The sequence below is a fragment of the Ruegeria sp. YKSD163 genome, from assembly GCF_059612905.1.
The window spans coordinates 39,707-60,370 of sequence record NZ_JBXWRM010000011.1; the positions used below are offsets into that span (position 1 = coordinate 39,707).

Genomic DNA, 20,664 nt, shown 5'->3' on the forward strand with positions numbered 1-20,664 from the left:
GCCGCCCGGGCAGCATGTGGAGCCTTGAGACCCTGGGCCGCGTGCGCCTGTCGCGGCATTTCTTCATGCGTGATTTCCTTTATTCCGAGATTGGCCATTACCATGCACAGCAGAACATCCCCGACGATCCCGATCTGGCGATCGAGACCGGGCGGGCGTTTTGCAAAACGCTGCTGGACCCGTTGGAGGAGACGTTTGGCCGTATCGCGGTACGCTCGGGCTATCGCTCGGCATCACTCAACCGGTTCGGCAACGAAAACCGGCTGAACTGTGCCCGCAACGATCATCCGCTGGAATGTCACATCTGGGATCGGGGCAGGGGAGAGCATCGGATTGCCGGGGCCTCGGTGGTGATCCCCTGGTTCGCCGACCGCTATGCGCAGGGGCGCGATTGGCGAGATCTGGCGTGGTGGATGCACGATCATCTGGACTATTCCGAGATCTGGTTCTTTCCCAAACTCTGCGCCTTCAATCTGGTGTGGCGGCCCGTGCCCTTACGCCGGATCGACAGCTATATCGCACCGCGCGGGCGGCTGGTGGTGGCGGGAGAAGAGCCGCCGGTGCCGCTGGACACGCGGCAGGCGGGCTATGCCGATTTTCCGCCCTTCCGTGGCATCGCCTATCCCTGAGAGGGCTTGTTCCGTCGTCGAAAACTGCCCATTCTGCCAGTGGTTGACGGTTCTGGTGCGAAAGGGAAACACATGGATGAACCACTGATTTTCCTGCCCGGCATGTGCTGCGACGCGCGGCTCTTCGCGCCGCAACTGGCGGTTTTCTCGCGTTCGCGCCCGGTCACCGTCTGCCCGGTTGGACAGGCTGATCAGATCAGCCGGATCGTCGAGGACCTGCTGCCGCACCTGCCCGCGCGCTTTGCACTGGCGGGGCTCAGCATGGGTGGTATCGTGGCGATGGAGATGATCCGCCGCGCGCCAGACCGGGTGAGCCGTCTGTGCCTGATGTCCACCGATGCTCAGACCGACACGCCCCAGATTGCCGCCGCGCGCGAACCGCTGATCATAAGCGCCCGCGTGGGCAAGCTGGAGCAGGCGCTGGGCCAAGTGCTGCGCCCCGACAGTCTGGCGCCGGGGCCGGGACGGATGCCGGTTCTGGAGGTGGTGCGCCAGATGGGGCTTGAGGCCGGGCCGGACCAGTTCGTGCGCCAGATGCGAGCGCTTCAGAGACGCCCCGACCAGCAGGGAACATTGCGCCGGATCCGGGTGCCGACCCTGATCCTGTGCGGTGCCCATGACCGGCTGACGCCGGTCAAGCGGCACAGTTTCATGGCCGATCTCGTCGCCGATGCGCGGTTGATGGTGATCGAAGAGGCGGGTCACCTGCCCACGCTTGAGACGCCAGAGGTGGTCACAGAGGCTTTGCAGGAGTGGCTGGCCGAGCCTCAGCGATAGAGCGCGGCGCGCGTTTCCTTGTCCAGCACATGCGGCTTGGCCACCGGTTCACCGGTTTTGCTGTCAAAGAACGGCGTCTTGCGCCAGCGACCCGATAGCCGCCCGGCCAGCATACGCGTCAGCAGTCCATAGACGGCGGGGGCGATATTGCGGTGTTTGCGACTGCCATCGGGCTGCGGCACAAAACCATAGGCGCGGGTGCGGCCCAACGCATCGGGATCGGCCAGCCGACGCACATTCACCCCGACAAACGGCTTCTTGGCCGAATTGAGCGTCGTGGCCAGTGGGCTGTTGCAGCATTTGGCGTACCAGCGGAACAGGCCCTTGGGGGACAGGCGCATCAGTGCAAGATGTTCGGCGCCACGGTCGATCACGAAACCGTCGGGGCTGGTCTGGAAGATATCCACCGGACCCGGCGCCGGGTCCGGCTGATCGAAGTAAAGCTCGGCCGCGCGACAATCGGGGCAGTGGCACCCGACCCTGGTGCCAGTGCGGACAGCATCGGCAGTCAAATGTCCCGCCAGCGCCCCGCATCCGCAGGCAAAGGCAAGCTCGGCCGCCCCGGACCGTGCCATGATCAGGCGGCGCTGTTCTTGTTGGCTGGACGCAGCGATTTGCCCTTGCGGCTGTTGGTGTTCATGAAGTCGATCACCAGCGGCCGGATGTTGTCACGCCAGCTGCGCCCGGCGAAGATGCCGTAATGGCCCGCGCCCGGCTCCAGATGATTGGCCTTCTTGCTGTCGGCCAGTCCGGTACACAGGTCGAGCGCGGCGATGCACTGGCCAGGGGCCGAGATATCGTCATTCGCGCCCTCGACTGTCATCACGGCGACATCGGTGATCTTGCTGATATCGACCTTGTGACCATCGACGATGAATGCGTTGCGCGCGATCTCGCGTTTTTTGAACACCCGCTCGACGGTCGAGAGGTAGAATTCGGCAGTCATATCCATGACGGCCAGATATTCGTCGTAGAACCGGTTATGGGCATCATGGTCCGAGGCCTCGTCGCGCATGACCCGCTGGATCTGATCGGTGAACGCCTTGGAGTGGCGGTCGGCATTCATTGACATGAACGAGGCCAGCTGCAGCAGGCCCGGATAGACCATGCGGCCCACGCCCTTGTATTTGAAGCCAACACGCTGGATCATCGACTGTTCCAGCTGGCCCATGGTGACGCGGCGGCCGAAATCGGTCACCTCGGTCGGGGTGGCGTCGGGGTCGACCGGGCCGCCGATCAGGGTCAGCGTGCTGGGCTGCGCCTTGGGGTCAAGCTCGGCCAGATAGGCGGTGGCGGCCAGTGTCAGGGGGGCGGGCTGGCAGACCGCGATCACATGGGTGTCAGGCCCCAGTTCGCGCATGAAATCGACCAGATAGAGCGTGTAATCCTCGACATCGAACTTGCCGGCCGAGACCGGGATATCACGGGCATTGTGCCAGTCGGTGACATAGACCTCGCAATTGACCAGCAGGCTCTTGACGGTCGAGCGCAGGAGCGTCGCGTAGTGACCCGACATCGGCGCCACCAAAAGCACCTTGCGCGGCTGCGTCTCGCGCCCGGTGACGTTGATGTGGATGAGATCGCCAAAGTCACGCTCGACCACGGTTTTGATCTCGACCAGATGGTCCTTGCCATCCTCGCAGGTAAAGGTGCGGATGCCCCAGTCCGGCTTGACCACCATGCGCTGGAACGTGCGCTCGGTCACCTCGCCCCAGGCAGACATCCAGTTGAAGACAGGGTTCGGAACCATCGAGAACAGCGGATAGGAAGCCATCGAATTGGCCGTCGCCCCCATCCATTGATTGGTATTACGAACGGTTTCCATCCAGTCGTAGGTCATCATGTAACGCATGAAACGGGCCTCCTAAGCCACACCTGGAGATTTCGGACCATTCGTCGCTTTGCCCCCCGCAATGCACGACGTTATTCTGCACAGCAGCGAGGTTAGGGGGGATTCCTTAAAATGACAACAAGTGAAGATATGTCGACGCATTTGACCGGCGAACAATTTGAACAGCTTAAGGAAAACATGACCAAGGTCGAGGAACTCTCGAAGCGTCTGGTCGAGATCATGGCCGGTAAAAAGCCCCATACCCCGGCACTGGATGCCCCGAATCAAGAGCTTTTCGCAAAGGCAGCAACCGCCTATTGGGCCGAGGCCTGGCAGAATCCCGCCAAGCTGCTGGAACAGCAACTGGAATTCTGGGGGAAATCGGTGATGAATTTCGCCGAGGCGCAGCAGGCGCTGATGACCGGCGGGGTCGAGGACGATGAAGAGACCCCCAAGGACCGCCGCTTCTCGCACCCCATGTGGGAGAACAACCCCTATTTCCGCTTCATTCGCCAGCAATATCAAACCAACGCCGCCGCCTTGGCCCAGGCGGTCGCCTCGGTCGATGACCTGCCGGACAAGGACCTCAAGCGGCTCAAGTATTTCTCGCAGCAGATCATCGACATGATGGCGCCCACCAATTTCCTCGCCACCAATCCCGACGCGCTGGAACGCGCCGTCGAAACCGAGGGTCGATCGCTGATCAAGGGTTTGGAGAACCTGATCACCGATCTCGAGGCCAATAATGGAGAATTGGTGGTCAAGCTGGCCGATGAAAAGGCGTTTCAGGTGGGCGGCAATATCGCCACCACCCCCGGCGACGTGGTCTATCGCAACCGGATGATGGAACTGATCCAGTACAAGCCGGTCACGGATACCGTGCACGAGATCCCGATCGTGCTGTTCCCGCCCTGGATCAACAAGTTCTACATCCTCGATCTGAAGGCGCAGAACAGCTTCATCAAGTGGGTGACAGAGCAGGGGTTCACCATCTTTGTGGTCAGCTGGATCAACCCGGATGCCAGCTATGCCGACGTGGGGATGGAGGATTACATCCAGGACGGGTTCCTGGCCGCCATCGACGAGGTCAAGAAGATCTGCAAGGTCAAGCAGGTCAACGCGGTGGGCTATTGCATCGCGGGCACCACGTTGAGCCTGACGCTGTCGCTGATGAAACAGACCGGCGACAAGTCGGTTAAATCCGCGACCTTCTTTACCGCGCTCACCGATTTCTCGGATCAGGGAGAGTTCACCCCCTTCCTGCAAGACGATTTCATCGACGGAATCGAGGAAGAGGTCACCCGCGAGGGCGTGCTGCGCTCGTGGATCATGGCGCGGACTTTCTCTTATCTGCGCTCGAACGACCTGATCTACAAACCCGCGATCCAGAGCTACATGCTGGGCGAAACGCCGCCCGCCTTCGATCTGCTCTATTGGAACGGTGATGGCGCCAACTTGCCGGCCAAGATGGCCGTGCAGTATCTGCGCAGTCTCTGCCAGCGGAATGAATTCGCGGGCGAGGGGTTCGAGTTGATGGGCCATACGCTGCATGTGCGCGATGTGGATGTGCCGCTGATGGCGATCACCTGCGAAACCGACCATATCGCCGCCTGGAAGGACTGTTATCGCGGCGTGCAGAAGATGGGGTCGCGCTCGAAAACCTTTGTGGTGTCCGAATCCGGCCATATCGCTGGCATCGTGAACCCGCCCTCGAAGAAGAAATACGGCCATTACACCAATCCTGATCTCAAGGCCGATGCGGACACGTGGCTGGCCGAGGCCGATTTCAACGAAGGGTCCTGGTGGCCGATGTGGGCGGCCTGGCTGAAACCGCGCGCGGGCAAGCAAATTCCGGCGCGCGACACCGGCGATTCGGAGCATCCCCGCCTGTGCCCGGCCCCGGGCACCTACGTGGTGGCCAAGGCAAGTACCTGATTTTTCGTAACTCTTAAACTTTTTCTGCGGCGCAGCATTATTTTCCTTGAAATGCTGCGCCGCAGAAAGCATATTCCTCTCAAGCCGAAGGAAACGGGGTGGGCCCGGACCCGGCAAAGAGGATTGAGACAATGGCAAAGACCCAAGACTTTTCCGCCGTCATGAAAGACATGATGGGTGCATTCCCGGTTGACACCAAGGCAATGGAAGACGCGTTCAAGTCGACCGCAGCCCTGAACGAGAAACTGTCGGGCGTTGCTCTGGAAGCCGCCGAGAAATCGGCCGAGATCTCCAGCAAGTGGACCAAGGAAACCCTGGCCAAGCTGAGCGACATGTCGAAAGCAAAGGCAGAGCCGGCAGACTATGCCAAGGCGATGACCGATTTCGCCAGCGCATCGGCTGAAGTTGCTGCCGAGAACATGGCCGCTTTCGCCGAGATCGCGAAGAAAGTGCAGATGGACACCGTCGAGCTGCTGATGGCTGCTGGCAAGGACATCACCGAAGATGCGACCGCTGCTGTGAAAAAAGCCACCAACGACGTGACCGCAGCCGCCAAGAAGGCCGCAGCCGCGAAGTAAGACGACAGGCGGGGCGCACCGCTCTCCTCCCCCTTGGTGCGATACCGCAGGGCAGGTCGAAAGACCTGCCCTTTCTTTTTGCGGGGGCGCTGTTTTCCGGTCCGGAAAACGGCCAGGAAAATTACTTGAATTTTCCGAGCCGGAATTTGTGCCAAATTCCGGTGCCGCCCGTGGCGGCGGTGCACGGTGCCGTTTCTCTTTTCTTTTGTTCTGCGCTCGCATAGGCTCGCTGCAATGCGACAATGATGGGGAGTAACGTCGTGGCCGAACAGGAAAAACCGCTGCTGATCAAGCGCTATGCAAGCCGACGTTTGTACAATACCGAGACCAGCGATTACGTGACGCTGGAAGATATCGCGGGCTTTATCCGGGCCGGGCGCGAGGTTCAGATCGTCGACCTCAAGACCGGAGATGACCTGACCCGGCAATACCTTCTCCAGATCATTGCCGAGCATGAAAGCCGGGGAGAAAACGTCCTGCCGGTCAATGTGCTTAATGACCTCGTTCGCAGCTACATGGTGCCAGGCGGCGGAATGATGCCCCAGTTCCTGCAAAGCTCCTTCGACATGCTGCGTGAAAGCCAGTCCAAGCTGATGGAGAACATGAACGCGATGAACCCGATGGCGCAGATGCCCGGCTTTGAGGCGCTCAAGGCCCAGCAAGAGGCCTTCATCCGCGCCATGACCGGTGGCTTGGGCAACACCTGGAGCGCGCCGGGCAAGGACGGGGATGGCGCCAAGGGCGAACAGGGCGAAGACCTGGACGACATCAAGAAACAGCTCGCCGAGTTGCAGCGCAAGCTTTCCAAGCTGAGTTGATCCAGGGGCGGCTATCGCTGCTGGCGCTGCTGGCGCTGTTGGCCCTGCTGCCCGTCGGCGCTGGCAAGGCTCAGGGCGTCTGGAAACCAGAATATGACGGGATCTGCGGTTTCGGCAGCCAATCCGAGACCGGATGTGCGGATATCCGTGCGCGCCGGATCGTGGATGCGGCTGAGCGCCCATGGCGTGCCATCGGACGCGTGAACTTTGCCGGTTCCGATACCAGTATGCATTGTACCGGTGTTCTTGTCGCTGATCGGCTGGTGTTGACGGCCGCGCATTGTCTGTACAATCAGGCGCGCAAACGCTGGGTGTCGGCTGTTTCGGTGCAATTCGTGGCAGGATACCAGAGGGGCGAGGCCGCCGCGACCTCCTCGGTACAGCGCTATCGCCTGGACCCAAAACAGGGTTTAGACGGCAGGTTCCAGACAGACCCGGCGCTGGATTGGGCGGTGCTGGAACTGGCGCAACCTCTGGGGCGGTCGGTCGGCATGCTGCCGGTTGTCCGGCCGGGAACTGCCGGGGTTCTTGCCGGATACAGTGGTTTACGTCCGCATGTGCTGAGCTTGACGGGGGAGTGTCCGGTAGGCCCGACGGCAGATGGGCTGCTGCGCGGTCTCTGTCCGGTGATGCGGGGAGATTCCGGTGCGCCGCTGCTGATCGGCCCGGCCAAGCAGCCCGGGGTGGTGGCGATCCTGTCCCGTGTCATGCCCACATCCGAGGGCGTTTCGGCGCTGTTCCTGCCGGTAGCGCTATTCGACCTGACAGGGGAGTGAAGGCCCCCACGTAGAGCGTAGACCGCTTGCCATGCGGGCTACTCCGGCAATCCGGCCCGACGCAATCCTTCCAGCCAGAGTTCCCAATCGGCCTCGTGGCGGACCGGTACTATTGCACGCACGCGGGCCACGGTCAGTCCGGGCATCTTCTCGACTAGCCTGCCGACTGAGGCGAGCGCCTCCTCCTGTCGTCCCAGCATCGCCAGCGCGGCGGCCTCCTGCCGCATCAGAGAGGCATATGCCGGTGTCTCTTTCAGGCCGACCTGCGCGTTGTGGAGGCAGGTCTCAAAATCCGCCGCGACATAGGCGCCGATGCCGAACCCGCCCCGCCAGAAAGGTTTCAGCGGATCCCGCGGGCTGAGCGCGGCGGCCCTTTCATAGGCCGCCTTTGCCTCGGGGTACTGGCCAGAGACACCGTAAAGCGCGGCGCAATTGCCGTATCCAACCGCCAGGTTGGGGTTGAGCCGGATTGCGCGCATCAGATGTGTCTCGCTCTCATCGAAATCACGGGCAAAGAGACAGGCCATGCCCATAATGGCATGGGCATTGGCGTTGTTGTCGTCCAGTTCGACCGCCTTTGCCGCCGCAGCCTTTGCCGATTGGATCGCGGCCTCCGTGTCGGTTCGCCAGACATGTAGCATGGCCATCAGGTCGCAAAGGGCAATCCCTGCATGCGCTTCGCTCATGTTGGGGTCGTTGGCGACAATCTGGCTCAGCAGCGCGCGCGCCTCCTCATTGTCGGGCTGCGAAAACTTGCCCAGATGCCAGCGCGCGCGCAACACCTTGTCCCAGGAGGACAGGCTTTCGGGCCGGCTGCGGGCGCGTTTGAACTCGGCGTTCATTGTCTCGGGCGCCACCGCCTCGACAATGGCCTGGGTGATCTCGTCCTGCACCGCAAAGATGTCGTCGATAGAGCGGTCATAGCGGTCTGCCCAGAGATGGGCACCGGTCTCGCCGTCGATCAACTGGGCGGTGACCCGAACCTTGTTGCCGGCCTTGCGGACGCTGCCTTCGAGCAAATAGCGAACGCCGAGGTCCCTGCAGACCTGGTCGACGCGAACGGCTTTGCCCTTGTAGGTAAAGGTGGTGTTGCGGGCGATGACCTTGAATTCGCGGAAATGCGACAAGGCAGTGATGATGTCCTCGGCGATCCCGTCCGAGAAGTATTCCTGCTCGGCCTCGGTGGACATGTTGTCAAAGGCCAGAACGGCGATGCCCGGCCTGTCAAACCCCGGTTCGGCCAGGGCTGCTGCGGGTTCCATGTCGGGCGACCAGCGCAGTACCCGCACCGGCTTTTCGATATTCTTGAGTTGCTGCAATCCGCTATCGGCAAAGCGTGGATCTAGTCGGCTGCCAAGGCTGTCGGCGACGGGGCCGGATATACAGAGGCCGCCAGGTTCGGCCAGCGCCTCCAGCCGGGCGGCGATGTTGACACCGTCACCGTAGAGGTCAGAGCCTTGCAGGATCACATCGCCCAGGTTGACCCCGATCCGCAGCTTCAGCGTCGGGTCCGGAGCGAGGCGTTCCTGCACCGCGATGGCGCAGGACACCGCATTGGCGACGCTGGAAAACTCGACCAGCGCTCCGTCGCCCATCAGCTTGACGATACGGCCGCCGGTGCGCGCTACTTCCGGGTCGAACACGGTCTTGCGCATGTCGATCAGGCGGGCCAGCGTGCCGGCCTCGTCCCGGCCCATCATCGCGGAAAACCCGACGACATCGGCAGCAAGGATAGCGGTCAGGCGTCGGGTCATCGGGGTCTGCTCTGTTGGACGGGCAAGTCCATTCCAACAAAACGGCGGCGATTTTCCTAGTAAAATCTATGCCTCAGGTTCCATAGGCCCGGGCCGGGCCGGTGACCTCGGTCATTGCGGCCAGAAGGATATCGGCGATCACGTCCAGTTCTGCCCGGCTCAGCCGCACCGGCAGGCGCACGTCGCAGGCGCGCATCAGCATGGCGCGGGTCTGGGGCAGGTTAGGCACATCGCCCAGGAACTGCCAGTTCCAGAAGGCGCGGGCATTATCCTCGCTCAGGCCAAAGACCTGCACCTTGACCCCGCGTCGCTCGGCTGCGGCGGCAAAGGCGCGGGTTTCGGCCTCGTCCAGCCCGATCAGGTTGAACTGGATCGAATCCGGGGCGCGCCGTTCCGGAGCAAGCGGGGCGGGGACGTCGATGAAGGGCGAGATGTTGAGGCGGTCCGCCACATAGTCGTGGTTGGCCAACCCGTCGCGCACCCGGCGGGCCAGTTCGGGGATTTGCGGGCGGATCACCGCGGCGCTCAGGTTCGACAGGCGCAGATTGTAAAGCGGCAGCTTGTTCTGCCAGCGGGCAAAGGCCTCGGCCAGTTCCGGCGAATTCTGCCCCTCGGGTCCCTTGTGTTTCTTCCAGTTATGCTCATAGGCGCCCGACATGATCACCGCGCGCGCCACCAGATCGGCGTCGTCGGTGACCAGGATGCCGCCTTCACCCGCGTTGATCATCTTGTAGGACTGGAACGAGAAACAGCCGACCCGGCCGATGGTGCCGATATTGCGCCCGTGCCAGGTGGTGCCCAGCGAATGCGCCGCGTCCTCGATCACGGGGATACCGCGCGCCTCGCAGAGCGCCATGATCGCATCCATATCCGAGGTATGGCCGCGCATATGACTGATGATCACCGCCTGCACGCCGTCCAGCCTGGCCTCGAAATCGGCCATGTCGATGCGATAGTTGGCGCCGACCTCGCACAGCACCGGCACGCAATCGGCATGCACGACCGACGAGGGCACGGCGGCAAAGGTAAAGCCAGGGATCAGCACCCGCGCATCGCGCGGCAGGCCCAAGGCCTTGAGCGACAGGAACAGCGCCGCCGAGCAGGACGACACCGCCAGCGCGTATTTCGACCCCAGAAGTTCGGCGAACTCTGCCTCGAGCAGCGCAACCGGCGCATCCTGCGGCGCGGTGTAGCGGAACAGGTCACCCGATTGCATCAGCGCGTCGATAGCCTCGCGCGCGGCGGCGGGGATGGGTTCGGCGTCGTGAACGTTGGGCGGCAGTGTCATATTTGGGATTCCCGAATTAAACCTTTCAAAATTGTAAATCAGTTGTGTAACAGAGCCAAGAAGATCCTGAGCGGACATACAGAAATCCGCCGCGCGGCAAATATGGGTTGCGCAGCCGTGTCGACCCGCAATGCGGGACATTAAGGTCTTTTGCGGGAACCCGGTCGCTGGCGTTTCCTGCTTGTTGATTGCCAGGCAGAATAGTGGTCACTTTTATCTTTGTGATTAATCTGCTCGGCAGGTTGAGAATTTGGAGGAAACCATGCTTTCGAGACGGGATTTCATTGGCTCGACGACCGCGAGCCTCGTATGCGCAACCGCTGGCCAGCGATCTTCGGCGCAGGTTTCAGACATTCGGCAAGTTCTGTTAACCATGGACGGTCTCGGTCTTGCGGCACTGGTCAAATCCGGAGAGGTGACGCCTTCAGAGCTGTGCGACGCCGCGGTCGAAGCCGCCTTGGCGCTTGACCAGCGTCTCAATGCGATCACGACTCCGATGTATGGCGAGGCGAGAGACAAGGCCGCGGACATGCGCCCGCAAGGGCCGTTCGCCGGGGTACCGTTTGTGGTGAAGGATAACCTTGATATTGCAGGGCAATACACGACGCAGGGTTCGCGCGCTTACCGTGATAACTATCGGCCACGGTCCGCGCCGCTGGCGCTGGCCCAAGAGGCCGCCGGGCTGAACCTGATCGGCAAGAGCAATATGCCAGAGGTCGGAGCGCTTCCAGTCACAGAAGGTCAACTGCTTGGGCCGTGTCGCAACCCGTGGAACCTCGACCATTCCTCCGGCGGCTCCAGCGGAGGGTCCGCGGCTGCGGTCGCGGCAGGTATCGTCCCGCTCGCTCATGCCAGCGACGGCGGCGGGTCCATCCGGATCCCTGCATCCTGTTGCGGTGTTTTCGGATTGAAGCCAAGTCGCCGTCGTATGTTGTGGGGGTCGAGCGATCAGACGACCTATGCCGCTGACAACTGCGTAAGCCGCTCGGTACGAGACAGCGCGATGCTATTCGCGTTGGGGCAGGACCGATCACCGACCGCGCCGCACAGACCGATCCCGTTCGTCTCGGGACCGTCCACCGACCGGCTGAGGATCGGTTTCGATCTGCGCAATTACTACGGTGATTTTCCAGAGCCCGAGGTGCAGCGCCTGATCGAAGAGATGGCAGAACTCTGCGAACAGCTTGGTCATACCGTCATCGAAACGCACAGCCCGGTGGACGACGAGTTCGAGCTGCGATTCAACCAGATCTTCGGGTTCCGCATGGTTGGCCTCGCAGACGCTGCGACGGCCAAGGCGGGGCGACCACCAGAAGAAACTGGACTGCTTGACGTATTCGTCCGCGACTGGGCCGCCTTCGCGCGCAACTTCACTCCGGAAGATCAGGAAGCTGCAAACTCGTACATGCTGAAACTTGGCGCCAGATATGATGCATGGCTGTCGGAGCTCGATGTATTCCTGTCACCAGTCACGCCAGGCACAGCACCTGCTATTGGCACGCTTTTCGATGAGAGCGTCCCATTCGAGGAGATGTTCGCGCGCGTTGCGAGGTTCACGTCCTACACCCCAATTCAGAACGCGCTTGGATTGCCAGGCATGTCTGTGCCCGCAGGGCTGACCCGCGAAGGTTTGCCGGTCGGCAGCCATTTCGTTGCACCCGCCGGTCGGGAGGACAAGCTTTTCGCCCTGGCCTTTGAGATCGAACAGGCGAAGCCATGGTGGGGTGACTGGGCGCCTGTTTCGGTGGCCAACCTCTAGCATCCATTCAAATGCGATAAGTGCGTTGAAATAAAGAAAGGCCAAGGCGGCTGTGACCGCTCAGGGCTCGAGCGGACCAGCGCGATACGCGGAGATCGCGAAAAAGGGGAAGGGCAAGCCCTTCCCCATCACAGAAAGAAAAGTTCGGCCCGATCCGGGGTGCCTTGCCGGAAATGCCCGGGAATGCCAAAGGCAGACCCGGGCTTTTCCGGTTCATGTCGTTCGAAAGCTGATCGCCGCCGCTTAGACGTTCATCAGCAGGTGTTCGCGTTCCCAGGGCGAAATCACCTGTAGGAACTCGTTGTATTCGGCGCGTTTCACGATGCTGTAGACGCGGGCGAAATCGGGGCCGAGCACCTCGTGCAGGGCCTTGGCCTCGTCGAACAGGTCCAGCGCGTCGCCCATCACCTGCGGGATGTCGCCCTCACCGTCATAGGCATCGCCCTTGAATTGCTTGCGCGGGCGCGCCTCTTCCATCAGCCCGAGATAGCCGCAGGCCAGCGAGACCGCGATGCCCAGATAGGGGTTGCAATCCATGCCTGCGAGCCGGTTCTCGATCCGCCGCGATGAGGGACCGGAGAGCGGCACGCGAATGCCGGTGGTTCGGTTGTCGCGGCCCCATTCCAGGTTGATGGGCGCGGCGTGGTCCTTCACATAGCGGCGGTACGAGTTCACATAGGGCGCCATCACCGCGAGGCCCGAGGGCAGGTGGTTCTGCAAACCGGCGATGAAGTGATAGAAGGCGTCGGTTTCGCCCCCCTGCGGACCGGAAAAGATGTTCTCGCCGGTTTCCATGTCCACGATCGAATGGTGGATATGCATGGCGCTGCCCGGCTCGTTTTCGATCGGCTTGGCCATGAAGGTGGCGAAACAATTGTGGCGCAGCGCCGCCTCGCGGATCAGCCGCTTGAAGTAGAACACCTCGTCGGCCAGCCGCACCGGGCTGCCGTGACGCAGGTTGATTTCCAGCTGGCCGGCGCCGCCTTCCTGGGTGATGCCGTCGATCTCGAAGCCCTGCGCCTCGGCAAAGTCATAGATGTCGTCGATCACCGGGCCGAACTCGTCGACCGCCGTCATCGAATAGGCCTGCCGTGCGGCGGCGGGGCGGCCCGAGCGGCCCATCATCGGCTCGATTTCCTTGGCCGGGTCGAGGTTGCGGGCCACCAGATAGAATTCCATCTCGGGCGCCACGACCGGTTTCCAGCCTTGCGCATGATAGAGCGAGACCACCCGGCGCAGCACGTTGCGCGGGCTGAACGGGATCGGGTCGCCGTCGCGGTCATAGGCGTCGTGGATCACCTGCAATGTCCAGTCGCCGGTCCAGGGCGCGGCGGTCGCGGTCGAGTAATCAGGGCGCAGGATCATGTCCCGCTCGATAAAGCCCTCGTCTCCGGCGGCATCGCCCCAGTCACCGGTGATGGTCTGGTAAAAGATGCTGTCGGGCAGGTGGAAATAGTCCTGCCGCGCAAACTTGCTTGCCGGAACCGCCTTGCCGCGGGCAATGCCGGGCAGGTCCGAGATGATGCATTCCACCTCGTCCAGGCGGCGGTTTTCCAGATATGCCTTGGCGGCATCGGGGAGATTGTCTGTCCAGTCGGCCATGTCAGGCCCTCGCTTTCTTGTAGAATTCCGCCATGCGTTTGCCGATGGCGGGGCTATCGAGCGGGCTGTCGAGACGCGTGGTCGCATCGTCGAGCACGGTGTCGGGCACCACGCCGCGGCCACGGGTCCGGATCAGCCCGCCGATAAACTCGTTGTCGTATTCTGGATGCGCCTGGATGGTCCAGATATTGTCGCCATAGGCCACCATCGCATTCCGGCAGAAGTCGTTCGAGGCCAGGACCTCGGCGCCTTCGGGCAGGGCGATGACCTGATCCTGGTGCCAGGCATTCACCGTCACCTGCTCGCCGCCCATGTCGTATTCGGTGGGGCCGATGGCCCAACCGCCCTGGAATTTCTCGACCTTGCCGCCAAGGGCCTGGGCGATGATCTGGTGGCCGAAACAGACCCCGATCAGCGGCTGACCCTGATCGCGGATCTGACGGATAAGCGCCTCGAGCGGCGGGATCCAGGGGTGGTCCTCGTATACGCCGTGGCGCGAGCCGGTGATCAGCCAGCCGTCGGCGGCCTCGGCGCCGCTGGGGAACTGACCGTCCACCACCGCATAGGTTTCGAACTCAAAATTCTGCGGGCCCAGCAGGCGGACAAAGAACGTGTCATAGTCGCCGGTCGCGTCGATGAGCGTGTCCGGGGCGTGGCCCGTCAGGAGAATTCCGATCTTCATGTGTCACCAGTCGTCAATGTTGCCGGATCGGGGCTCCGGCAGTGCCCATGTCGTGATCAGGTCAGACCGTGTCCAGATAGACTTCGGTTTTTTCCGCCTCGGTCAACTCTTGAAAGTAGCGGAATTCCTGCCGCTTGGTCATGACATAGTTGCGGATCAGCTCGGGCGCGAAAATCCGCGCGACGGCTGGGTCGGATTCGAAGGCGTCGATCGCCGTGTCCCAACGGTCGGGGATCTGCGCCAGGTTCGCCTTGTAGGCATTGCCTGAGATCGGTTGCGGCGGCATCTGGCCATCCTCGATCCCGTTCATGGCGGCGCCCAGAACCGCGGCGATCATCAGATAGGGATTGACGTCGCCGCCCGCGACCCGGTGTTCGATCCGGCGCGCGACCGGGCTGCCCGAGGGGATGCGGATGGCGGCGGTGCGGTTTTCATAGGCCCAGGCGACCCCGGTGGGGGCGTGGGCATTGGGCACCAGCCGGGCATAGCTGTTGTCATGAGGGGCAAAGATCAGCGTGCTGCCGGACATTGCGTCCAGACAGCCGCGCACCGCATGCAGCATGGTATCACTGCCGCGCTCGGTGCCGTCGTCAAAGACGTTGTTACCCTCGTCATCGAGCACCGAGAAATGCATATGCATGCCCGATCCGGCATAATCCTCGTAAGGTTTGGCCATGAAGCTGGCGGCAAAGCCATGCTTGCGCGCTAGCCCCTTGACCAGCATCTTGAACAACCAAGCATCGTCGGCGGCGCGCAGGGCGTCGTCCTGATGCATCAGGTTGATCTCGAACTGGCCAACACCCGCCTCGGAGATGGCGGTATCTGCGGGGATGTCCATCACCTCGCAAGCGTCGTAAAGCTCGGTGAAGAAATGATCAAACTGGTCCAGTGCGCGCAGCGACAGGATCTCGCCCGCCTTGCGACGCTTGCCGGACCTCGGCGATTGCGGCACCTGAAGATGGCGACCGCTGTCGTCGATCAGGAAAAACTCCAGTTCGACCGCGACCACCGGTTTCAGACCGCGCGCCTTGTAGCGTTTGACCACGGTGTTCAGCGCATGGCGCGGATCGCCTTCATAGGGGCGGCCATCCTCGTGGAACATCCAGATCGGCAACAGGCCGGTGGGCGTATCCAGCCACGGCATCGGCATGAAACCACGCTCGGTCGGTTGCAGAACGCCATCGCGGTCACCCGAGGCCAGCACCAGCGGGCTGTCCTCGATATCCTCGCCCCAGATGTCGAGATTCATCACCGACAACGGAAAGCGGGTGCCGCCCTCGATCGCCTTTTCAGCAAAACGCCCGGGCACGCGCTTGCCGCGCGGCTGGCCGTTCAGGTCGGCGGCGGCCACACGAATTGTTCTTACCTGCGGGTTCTTCCGCAGCCAGTTTTTGGCTTGCATGGGCCCTTCTCACGCGATGTCTGTTAGATTTGATCAAATTTCTACTACTAGCCATGGGGGGCTGGCAAGCGATATTTCCGGGGTCTTGTCCGACCGCGCGTCAGGGCAAACCGGTCATGGATCAAACCATGTCCAGACAGCCGGGGCGCCAGGTTGGGAATAGCAGCCAGACCAGCGCCCGGCGACCCCCACGGGAAAGGGTCACCGCATCAGGTTGGGGCGCAGGCGCATCTTGGGCCGGCGTTCGGCGGGCAGGTGCCGGTTCAGCCGCGTGTTTATCACGCCGAACACGCCCACAACCGCTAGGGTCAGCAGGATGAAATAAAAGGCGAGAATCGGGTAAGGGACGAACGGGTTGAACGTCTTGTCCGCGAAATAGCTGGCGTAATAGAGCGCATCGCCGCGCTGTTGCCAGGCCGGGAAGGCCGAGAAAAACACCAGCGTTGTGGCGTGAAACAGAAAGATCGCCTCGTTCGTGTATGCGGGCCAGGCCAGCCGCATCATGGTGGGCCAGACGATGCGGCGGAAGCGGGGCCAGCCGCTCATGCCATAGGCGTCAGCGGCCTCGACATCGCCCTTTGGGATCGTGCGCAGCGCGCCATAGAAGATCTCGGCCGAATAGGCGGCGGTGTTCATGAACAGCACGATCAGCGCACCCGCCCAGGCCGAGGTCAGCATGTCGAACATCGGATAGCTCTTCTTCAGCGACAGGAAGAAGAAATAGGCAAAGAAGAACTGGATGAAGAGGGGCGAGCCGCGGAAGATGAAGATGAACCATTCCGCCGGTTTCCGCGCCCAGGGGTTGGACGCGCTTTTGCCCAGCGCCAGGGTGACAGCCAGGAAATAGCCGGTGACCAGCGCCATCAGGCCGAAGTAGATGTTCCAGATCATGCCAGAGCCGATCAGTGTGAACTGTTCGCAAAGCGTGAAATCGGACCTTGGCAACAGCCGCTCTCCGATACCGATCGAGCGCAGGCCGTAGTCCTGGATAGTGTCGATGCAGGATTTCATGCCGCGGCCTCCTTGCGCAGGGCCTCGCCGCCGGTGGTGGCCTGGCCGTGGCTCAGTCGCACGGTCAGCCTCTCAAGCATAATCTCCGAGATACGGGTGAAGCTGAGATAGAAGACCAGCAGGAACAGGAAATACCACATGCGCCAGTCGCCATGCGGGTAATCGGTGAATTGCGAGGTCTTGGTACCGCCGATCTCGCGTGCCCAATAGACGATATCCTCGATCCCCAGCAGGAACAGCAGCGGCGTTGCCTTGATCAGAATCAGCCACAGGTTCGACAGGCCGGGCAGCGCATAGATCCACATCTGCGGCACCAGGATGCGCCAGAAGGTCTGGCGCCGGGACATGCCATAGGCGGCGGCGGTTTCCAACTGGGCATGGGGCACGGCGCGCATGCCGCCGCGCAACACATTGGCCGCAAATGCGCCGAAAACGATGGCAAAGGTCACCACGGCCAGGAAGAAGGAATAGGTCTGATGCACCCATTCAGCGGCCCGGCCCAGCGGCAGCTTGGCATCGGGGCAGACCAGAAAATCGTTGCCCTGCCGGATCGGATCGGTCCAGTCGGGGCACAGGATCTGGTGCCGGGTCCATTCGAAGGCCTGATCCAGCGCGATCACGAAGAACAGGAAGAAGGCAATGTCGGGCACGCCGCGCATGATCGCGATATAGCCCTCGCCCAGCCAGCGCAGCGGCGGCAGCGTGGCGCGCGTGGCCATGGCCCCGGCAAAGCCCACCGCCAGCGCCACCGGGGCGGTGACCAGCAGAAGGACCAGAACCTTGATGAAGGACATGTAGAAGGACAGGTGCACGCCGTTGGTCAGAAAGCAGGAGAACCAGCGGACCGTGTCCAGCGTATCGGGATCGGTGCAGTAGGAGAACATCGGCGGGCCTTTGCGGGGCAGGGCGCGGCAATGGTGGCCGCGTGGGATCGGGCCTGCCGCGCTCGGCAGGCCCGCCCGCAGGGTTTATTCGTAAACGGCGGCGTCTTCGCCGAACCATTTCTTGATCATCGTGTTCAGCGTGCCGTCCTCTTTCATCGAGGTGATGGCAGCGTCGAACTTGCCGCGCAGCTCGCCGTCGCTTTCGCGCAGACCCATACCGACGCCACCGCCCAGCGGCACGTCATCGCCCACGAACATCAGCTCGCCACCTGATTCCGCGACGATCGGAACCAGATAGTCCCGGTCGGCAAACACTGCATCGGCCTCGCCGTTGCGGACGGCGGCGATGGTTTCCTCAGGCGTGGCGAATTCCACCAGTGTCGCACCGCTTTCGGCGATGTATCCGGCCTGGATGGTGGCGGTCTGGGCCGCGACGATGCCCGACAGGTCTGCGCCTTCGGCGGCGGCGACATAGGACGAGGCGGTCGGCGGGATGTAGTTCTGGGTGAAATCGATCACCTCGTCACGCTCGTCGGTGATCGACATGCCGGCGATGATGGTGTCGTAGTTGCCCGACACCAGGTTCGGGATGATCGAATCCCAGTCGTTCTTGACCCACTCGCAGGTCAGGCCGGCGCGCTTGCACAGCTCGTCGCCCAGTTCACGCTCGAACCCGTCGACCTCGCCCGCGTCGTTGATGAAGTTGTACGGAGGATACGCGCCCTCGGTGCCCATGCGCACGGTGTCGGCCATGGCCATGCCGGCGGTCAGCGCCAGCGCGGCGGTGGTCAGAATCAGTTTCTTCATTGAGAGACTCCCATTGTCGTTGGTATTTTGATTATGCGGCCTTGGTGACGGAAAGAAAGCCCTGCAAACGCTCGGATTTCGGCGCTGCAAAGATATCTTCGGCGGTCCCCTCTTCCTCGACCAGCCCCTGGTGGAGGAAGATGACATGGGACGAGATATCGGCGGCCATCTTCATGTCATGGGTGACCAGGATCATGGTGCGGCCCTCGGCGGCCAGGTCCCGGATCACCTTGATCACTTCCTGCTCCAGCTCGGGGTCAAGCGCCGAGGTCGGCTCGTCGAACAACAGCGCCTGCGGCTCCATGCACAGCCCGCGCGCGATGGCGGCGCGCTGCTGCTGGCCGCCCGACAGCTGGGCCGGATAGTTGTCGCATTTGTCACCGATCCCCACCTTGTCGAGATAGCGCCGCGCGCTCTCCTCGACCTCGGCCCGGTCGCGGCCCAGCACGTGGATCGGGGCCTCCATCACGTTTTGCAGGATGGTCATATGGGCCCACAGGTTGAACTGCTGGAACACCATGCTCAGGTTGGTGCGGATGCGCAGAACCTGTTTGGCGTCGGCGGGGCGGCGGTGGCTGCCGCTGCCGGTCCAGCGGACCGGCTCGCCGTTGAACAGGATCTCGCCCTGCTGACTGTCTTCCAGCAGGTTGCAGCAACGGAGCAGCGTGGATTTGCCTGATCCCGATGAGCCGATCAACGACACCACGTCGCCGCGATGGGCGGTGATATCGACACCTTTGAGGACTTCGAGCTGGCCAAAGCTCTTGTGCAGGTTCTTGATCTGGATGACGGGGGCAGTCTCTGTCACGTGGTGTCCCGATGTCTTGTTTTGCGTGTTAGGGCGGTACTAGGTCGGAAAATCCGACACATTGCAATGTTCAAATCGACGGTTTGTACCGGTTAACCCGACGAAATGATCAGTCTGCGGAACAAATAGCAGACGGTGCCGGCGGATTGGGGATGCTCAGATAAGCCGAGGCAGGAATGTCGACCAGCCCCTTGAGATGCAGTGCCGCACGATCGGCCGGGTCCAGATTCGCAATCGCCGTCCGGACGGCGGCGGCAATAGCGGCGGCATCCCGTCCCGGCGCAGTGATATAGGGCAGCACCGGGGTGGGCGTGGTATGGGCCACCTCGCGCAGCCGCCTACCCAGATCGGTGTGTTCGCACAGCAGGGTCCAGGTCAGCGCATCCAGCGCCGCCAGATCGGCCCGCCCCTCGGCCACGGCCGCGGCCGAGGCCGCATGCGCGCCGCTTTCCAGCAGCGCGGCAGGGACCAGCCCGGCCCCTTGCAGATGGGTCATCGGCGCCGCCCAGCCCGACTGCGACAGCGCCTCGTTATAGGCAAAGGTGCCACCTGCCAGCGCGGGCAGGTCGCGCGTATCGTCGACCCGTGCCACAAAGACCGAGCGGTAATGCCCCGGCGGGCAGCCCGACAGCCCGTAATCGGGCGTGCCCACCAGTTGCACATGGCCATGCAACCGGGTGCGATAGGGCATGCCGCAGGTCTGTGCCAGCACCAGTTCGGGATCGCGCCAGATCGCCCAGACATCGCGCGTCCGGTCGAGCGTTTCGGGGCCATATCCCAGTTCCGCACCGATCAGCGCCCAGAACCGGTCATTGGCGGCGCGCAGGGGCGGCAGGTCATACATGCCCAGCATGGCGGTCATCGGCTTGCCGCTTTTTGCCGTGCCAGGGCCGAGTCACGGTCGTTGACGCCCAGCAGGTTCGCCACCAGCCGCAACAGCGCGTCCTCTTCCTGGGCGCGTTCTCCATCGGCTAGTACCACCGACCACAACGCTTCGACCACGGCGCGGCGCTCCTCATAGGCGACGGCCTCCTTGATCGCGCGGGTAAAGCGGACGGTGTCGGGTGCCTCGGCCTCCAGCTCTTCGGCGCGGGCGCGCAGCTGCGCCGCCTCGAACGGGCTCAGCCCGTAGCGGGCGGCTGCGATCCGGTCGATCCGGTCGCGCTCGGCCTGGGCATAGTCATTGTCCGCGCGGGCGATCCGCACCAAGAGCGCGGTCAGCGCCAGACGCGCATCGCCATCGTCAAGCGGCGTGGGCTGCGGCTGTGTCAGCCGGGTCAGAAACTCTCGGAACATGGCGACTCCATCCGGGTCTGGTCGTTG

At 62.6% G+C, this 20,664-nt stretch carries 20 protein-coding genes; 7 read left to right on the plus strand and 13 right to left on the minus strand.

The features are described 5' to 3' along the window. The first annotated feature begins 14 nt into the window (after window positions 1–14). Both AC2FNA_RS15115 and AC2FNA_RS15120 read left to right on the plus strand, forming a co-directional pair. Window positions 15–629 (plus strand): hypothetical protein, encoded by a 615-nt coding sequence (locus AC2FNA_RS15115; protein ID WP_496827883.1) that lies wholly within the window; start codon window positions 15–17, stop codon window positions 627–629. A gap of 72 nt (window positions 630–701) precedes the next feature. After that, complete coding sequence (locus AC2FNA_RS15120) at window positions 702–1,406, plus strand: alpha/beta fold hydrolase (protein WP_496827885.1); 705 nt, start codon at window positions 702–704, stop codon at window positions 1,404–1,406. Here AC2FNA_RS15120 and AC2FNA_RS15125 read toward each other — a convergent pair. Next, entirely contained in the window at window positions 1,397–1,981 is a 585-nt protein-coding gene (locus tag AC2FNA_RS15125) for a DUF6151 family protein (RefSeq protein WP_496827887.1), read from the minus strand. The genes AC2FNA_RS15120 and AC2FNA_RS15125 overlap by 10 nt on opposite strands. Window positions 1,982–1,983: 2 nt before the next feature. After that, on the minus strand, window positions 1,984–3,258 hold the full coding sequence (phaZ, locus tag AC2FNA_RS15130; protein ID WP_496827889.1) for a polyhydroxyalkanoate depolymerase: 1,275 nt from the start codon (window positions 3,256–3,258) through the stop codon (window positions 1,984–1,986). A 111-nt stretch (window positions 3,259–3,369) separates the two neighbouring features. On the opposite strand from phaZ, the gene AC2FNA_RS15135 reads away from it, so the two are divergent. The 4 genes from AC2FNA_RS15135 to AC2FNA_RS15150 all read left to right on the plus strand — a co-directional run bounded on the left by AC2FNA_RS15135 (window position 3,370) and on the right by AC2FNA_RS15150 (window position 7,344). Continuing rightward, on the plus strand, window positions 3,370–5,172 hold the full coding sequence (locus tag AC2FNA_RS15135; protein ID WP_496827890.1) for a PHA/PHB synthase family protein: 1,803 nt from the start codon (window positions 3,370–3,372) through the stop codon (window positions 5,170–5,172). A 131-nt stretch (window positions 5,173–5,303) separates the two neighbouring features. After that, window positions 5,304–5,750: a phasin family protein gene (locus AC2FNA_RS15140; protein WP_263826998.1), complete on the plus strand. Its 447-nt coding sequence runs from the start codon at window positions 5,304–5,306 to the stop codon at window positions 5,748–5,750. Window positions 5,751–6,010: 260 nt separating this feature from the next. Next, window positions 6,011–6,568, plus strand: coding sequence for a polyhydroxyalkanoate synthesis repressor PhaR (phaR, locus tag AC2FNA_RS15145; protein ID WP_496828107.1), 558 nt, complete (start codon window positions 6,011–6,013; stop codon window positions 6,566–6,568). Further along, the gene (locus AC2FNA_RS15150; RefSeq protein WP_496827892.1) at window positions 6,565–7,344 is read left to right on the plus strand and encodes a trypsin-like serine peptidase; all 780 of its coding nucleotides are present in this window, start codon (window positions 6,565–6,567) and stop codon (window positions 7,342–7,344) included. Before phaR ends, AC2FNA_RS15150 begins: the two co-directional genes overlap by 4 nt. A 38-nt stretch (window positions 7,345–7,382) precedes the next feature. Here AC2FNA_RS15150 and AC2FNA_RS15155 read toward each other — a convergent pair whose 3' ends face one another. Then, entirely contained in the window at window positions 7,383–9,098 is a 1,716-nt protein-coding gene (locus AC2FNA_RS15155) for an adenylate/guanylate cyclase domain-containing protein (RefSeq protein WP_496827894.1), read from the minus strand. Between the two features lie 73 nt (window positions 9,099–9,171). Then, window positions 9,172–10,386 (minus strand): DegT/DnrJ/EryC1/StrS family aminotransferase, encoded by a 1,215-nt coding sequence (locus AC2FNA_RS15160; RefSeq protein ID WP_496827896.1) that lies wholly within the window; start codon window positions 10,384–10,386, stop codon window positions 9,172–9,174. 250 nt (window positions 10,387–10,636) lie between these two features. Here AC2FNA_RS15160 and AC2FNA_RS15165 point away from each other — a divergent pair, with 250 nt between their 5' ends. Beyond that, window positions 10,637–12,145, plus strand: a complete 1,509-nt coding sequence (locus tag AC2FNA_RS15165; protein ID WP_496827898.1) for an amidase family protein — start codon at window positions 10,637–10,639, stop codon at window positions 12,143–12,145. A 243-nt stretch (window positions 12,146–12,388) separates the two neighbouring features. Here the strand turns inward: AC2FNA_RS15165 and AC2FNA_RS15170 are convergent, their stop codons facing one another. From AC2FNA_RS15170 to AC2FNA_RS15210, 9 genes are all read right to left on the minus strand, one after another. Beyond that, the gene (locus AC2FNA_RS15170; protein WP_496827900.1) at window positions 12,389–13,747 is read right to left on the minus strand and encodes a glutamine synthetase family protein; all 1,359 of its coding nucleotides are present in this window, start codon (window positions 13,745–13,747) and stop codon (window positions 12,389–12,391) included. Window position 13,748: 1 nt separating this feature from the next. Beyond that, the gene (locus tag AC2FNA_RS15175) at window positions 13,749–14,429 is read right to left on the minus strand and encodes a type 1 glutamine amidotransferase (protein WP_496827902.1); all 681 of its coding nucleotides are present in this window, start codon (window positions 14,427–14,429) and stop codon (window positions 13,749–13,751) included. 61 nt (window positions 14,430–14,490) lie between these two features. Next, window positions 14,491–15,831, minus strand: a complete 1,341-nt coding sequence (locus AC2FNA_RS15180) for a glutamine synthetase family protein (protein ID WP_496827904.1) — start codon at window positions 15,829–15,831, stop codon at window positions 14,491–14,493. 201 nt (window positions 15,832–16,032) lie between these two features. Next, window positions 16,033–16,842, minus strand: coding sequence for an ABC transporter permease (locus tag AC2FNA_RS15185; protein WP_496827906.1), 810 nt, complete (start codon window positions 16,840–16,842; stop codon window positions 16,033–16,035). Then, window positions 16,839–17,726: an ABC transporter permease gene (locus tag AC2FNA_RS15190; RefSeq protein ID WP_496827908.1), complete on the minus strand. Its 888-nt coding sequence runs from the start codon at window positions 17,724–17,726 to the stop codon at window positions 16,839–16,841. The genes AC2FNA_RS15185 and AC2FNA_RS15190 overlap by 4 nt, the downstream gene beginning before the upstream one ends. An 84-nt stretch (window positions 17,727–17,810) precedes the next feature. After that, the gene (locus AC2FNA_RS15195; RefSeq protein ID WP_496827910.1) at window positions 17,811–18,533 is read right to left on the minus strand and encodes a transporter substrate-binding domain-containing protein; all 723 of its coding nucleotides are present in this window, start codon (window positions 18,531–18,533) and stop codon (window positions 17,811–17,813) included. 31 nt (window positions 18,534–18,564) lie between these two features. Next, a complete protein-coding gene (locus AC2FNA_RS15200; RefSeq protein WP_496827912.1) occupies window positions 18,565–19,341 on the minus strand; it encodes an ABC transporter ATP-binding protein in 777 nt (258 codons plus the stop codon). Between the two features lie 109 nt (window positions 19,342–19,450). After that, window positions 19,451–20,203: a phosphate/phosphite/phosphonate ABC transporter substrate-binding protein gene (locus AC2FNA_RS15205; protein WP_496827914.1), complete on the minus strand. Its 753-nt coding sequence runs from the start codon at window positions 20,201–20,203 to the stop codon at window positions 19,451–19,453. After that, window positions 20,200–20,637: a tellurite resistance TerB family protein gene (locus AC2FNA_RS15210; protein WP_496827916.1), complete on the minus strand. Its 438-nt coding sequence runs from the start codon at window positions 20,635–20,637 to the stop codon at window positions 20,200–20,202. The genes AC2FNA_RS15205 and AC2FNA_RS15210 overlap by 4 nt, the downstream gene beginning before the upstream one ends. Window positions 20,638–20,664: the final 27 nt, after the last annotated feature.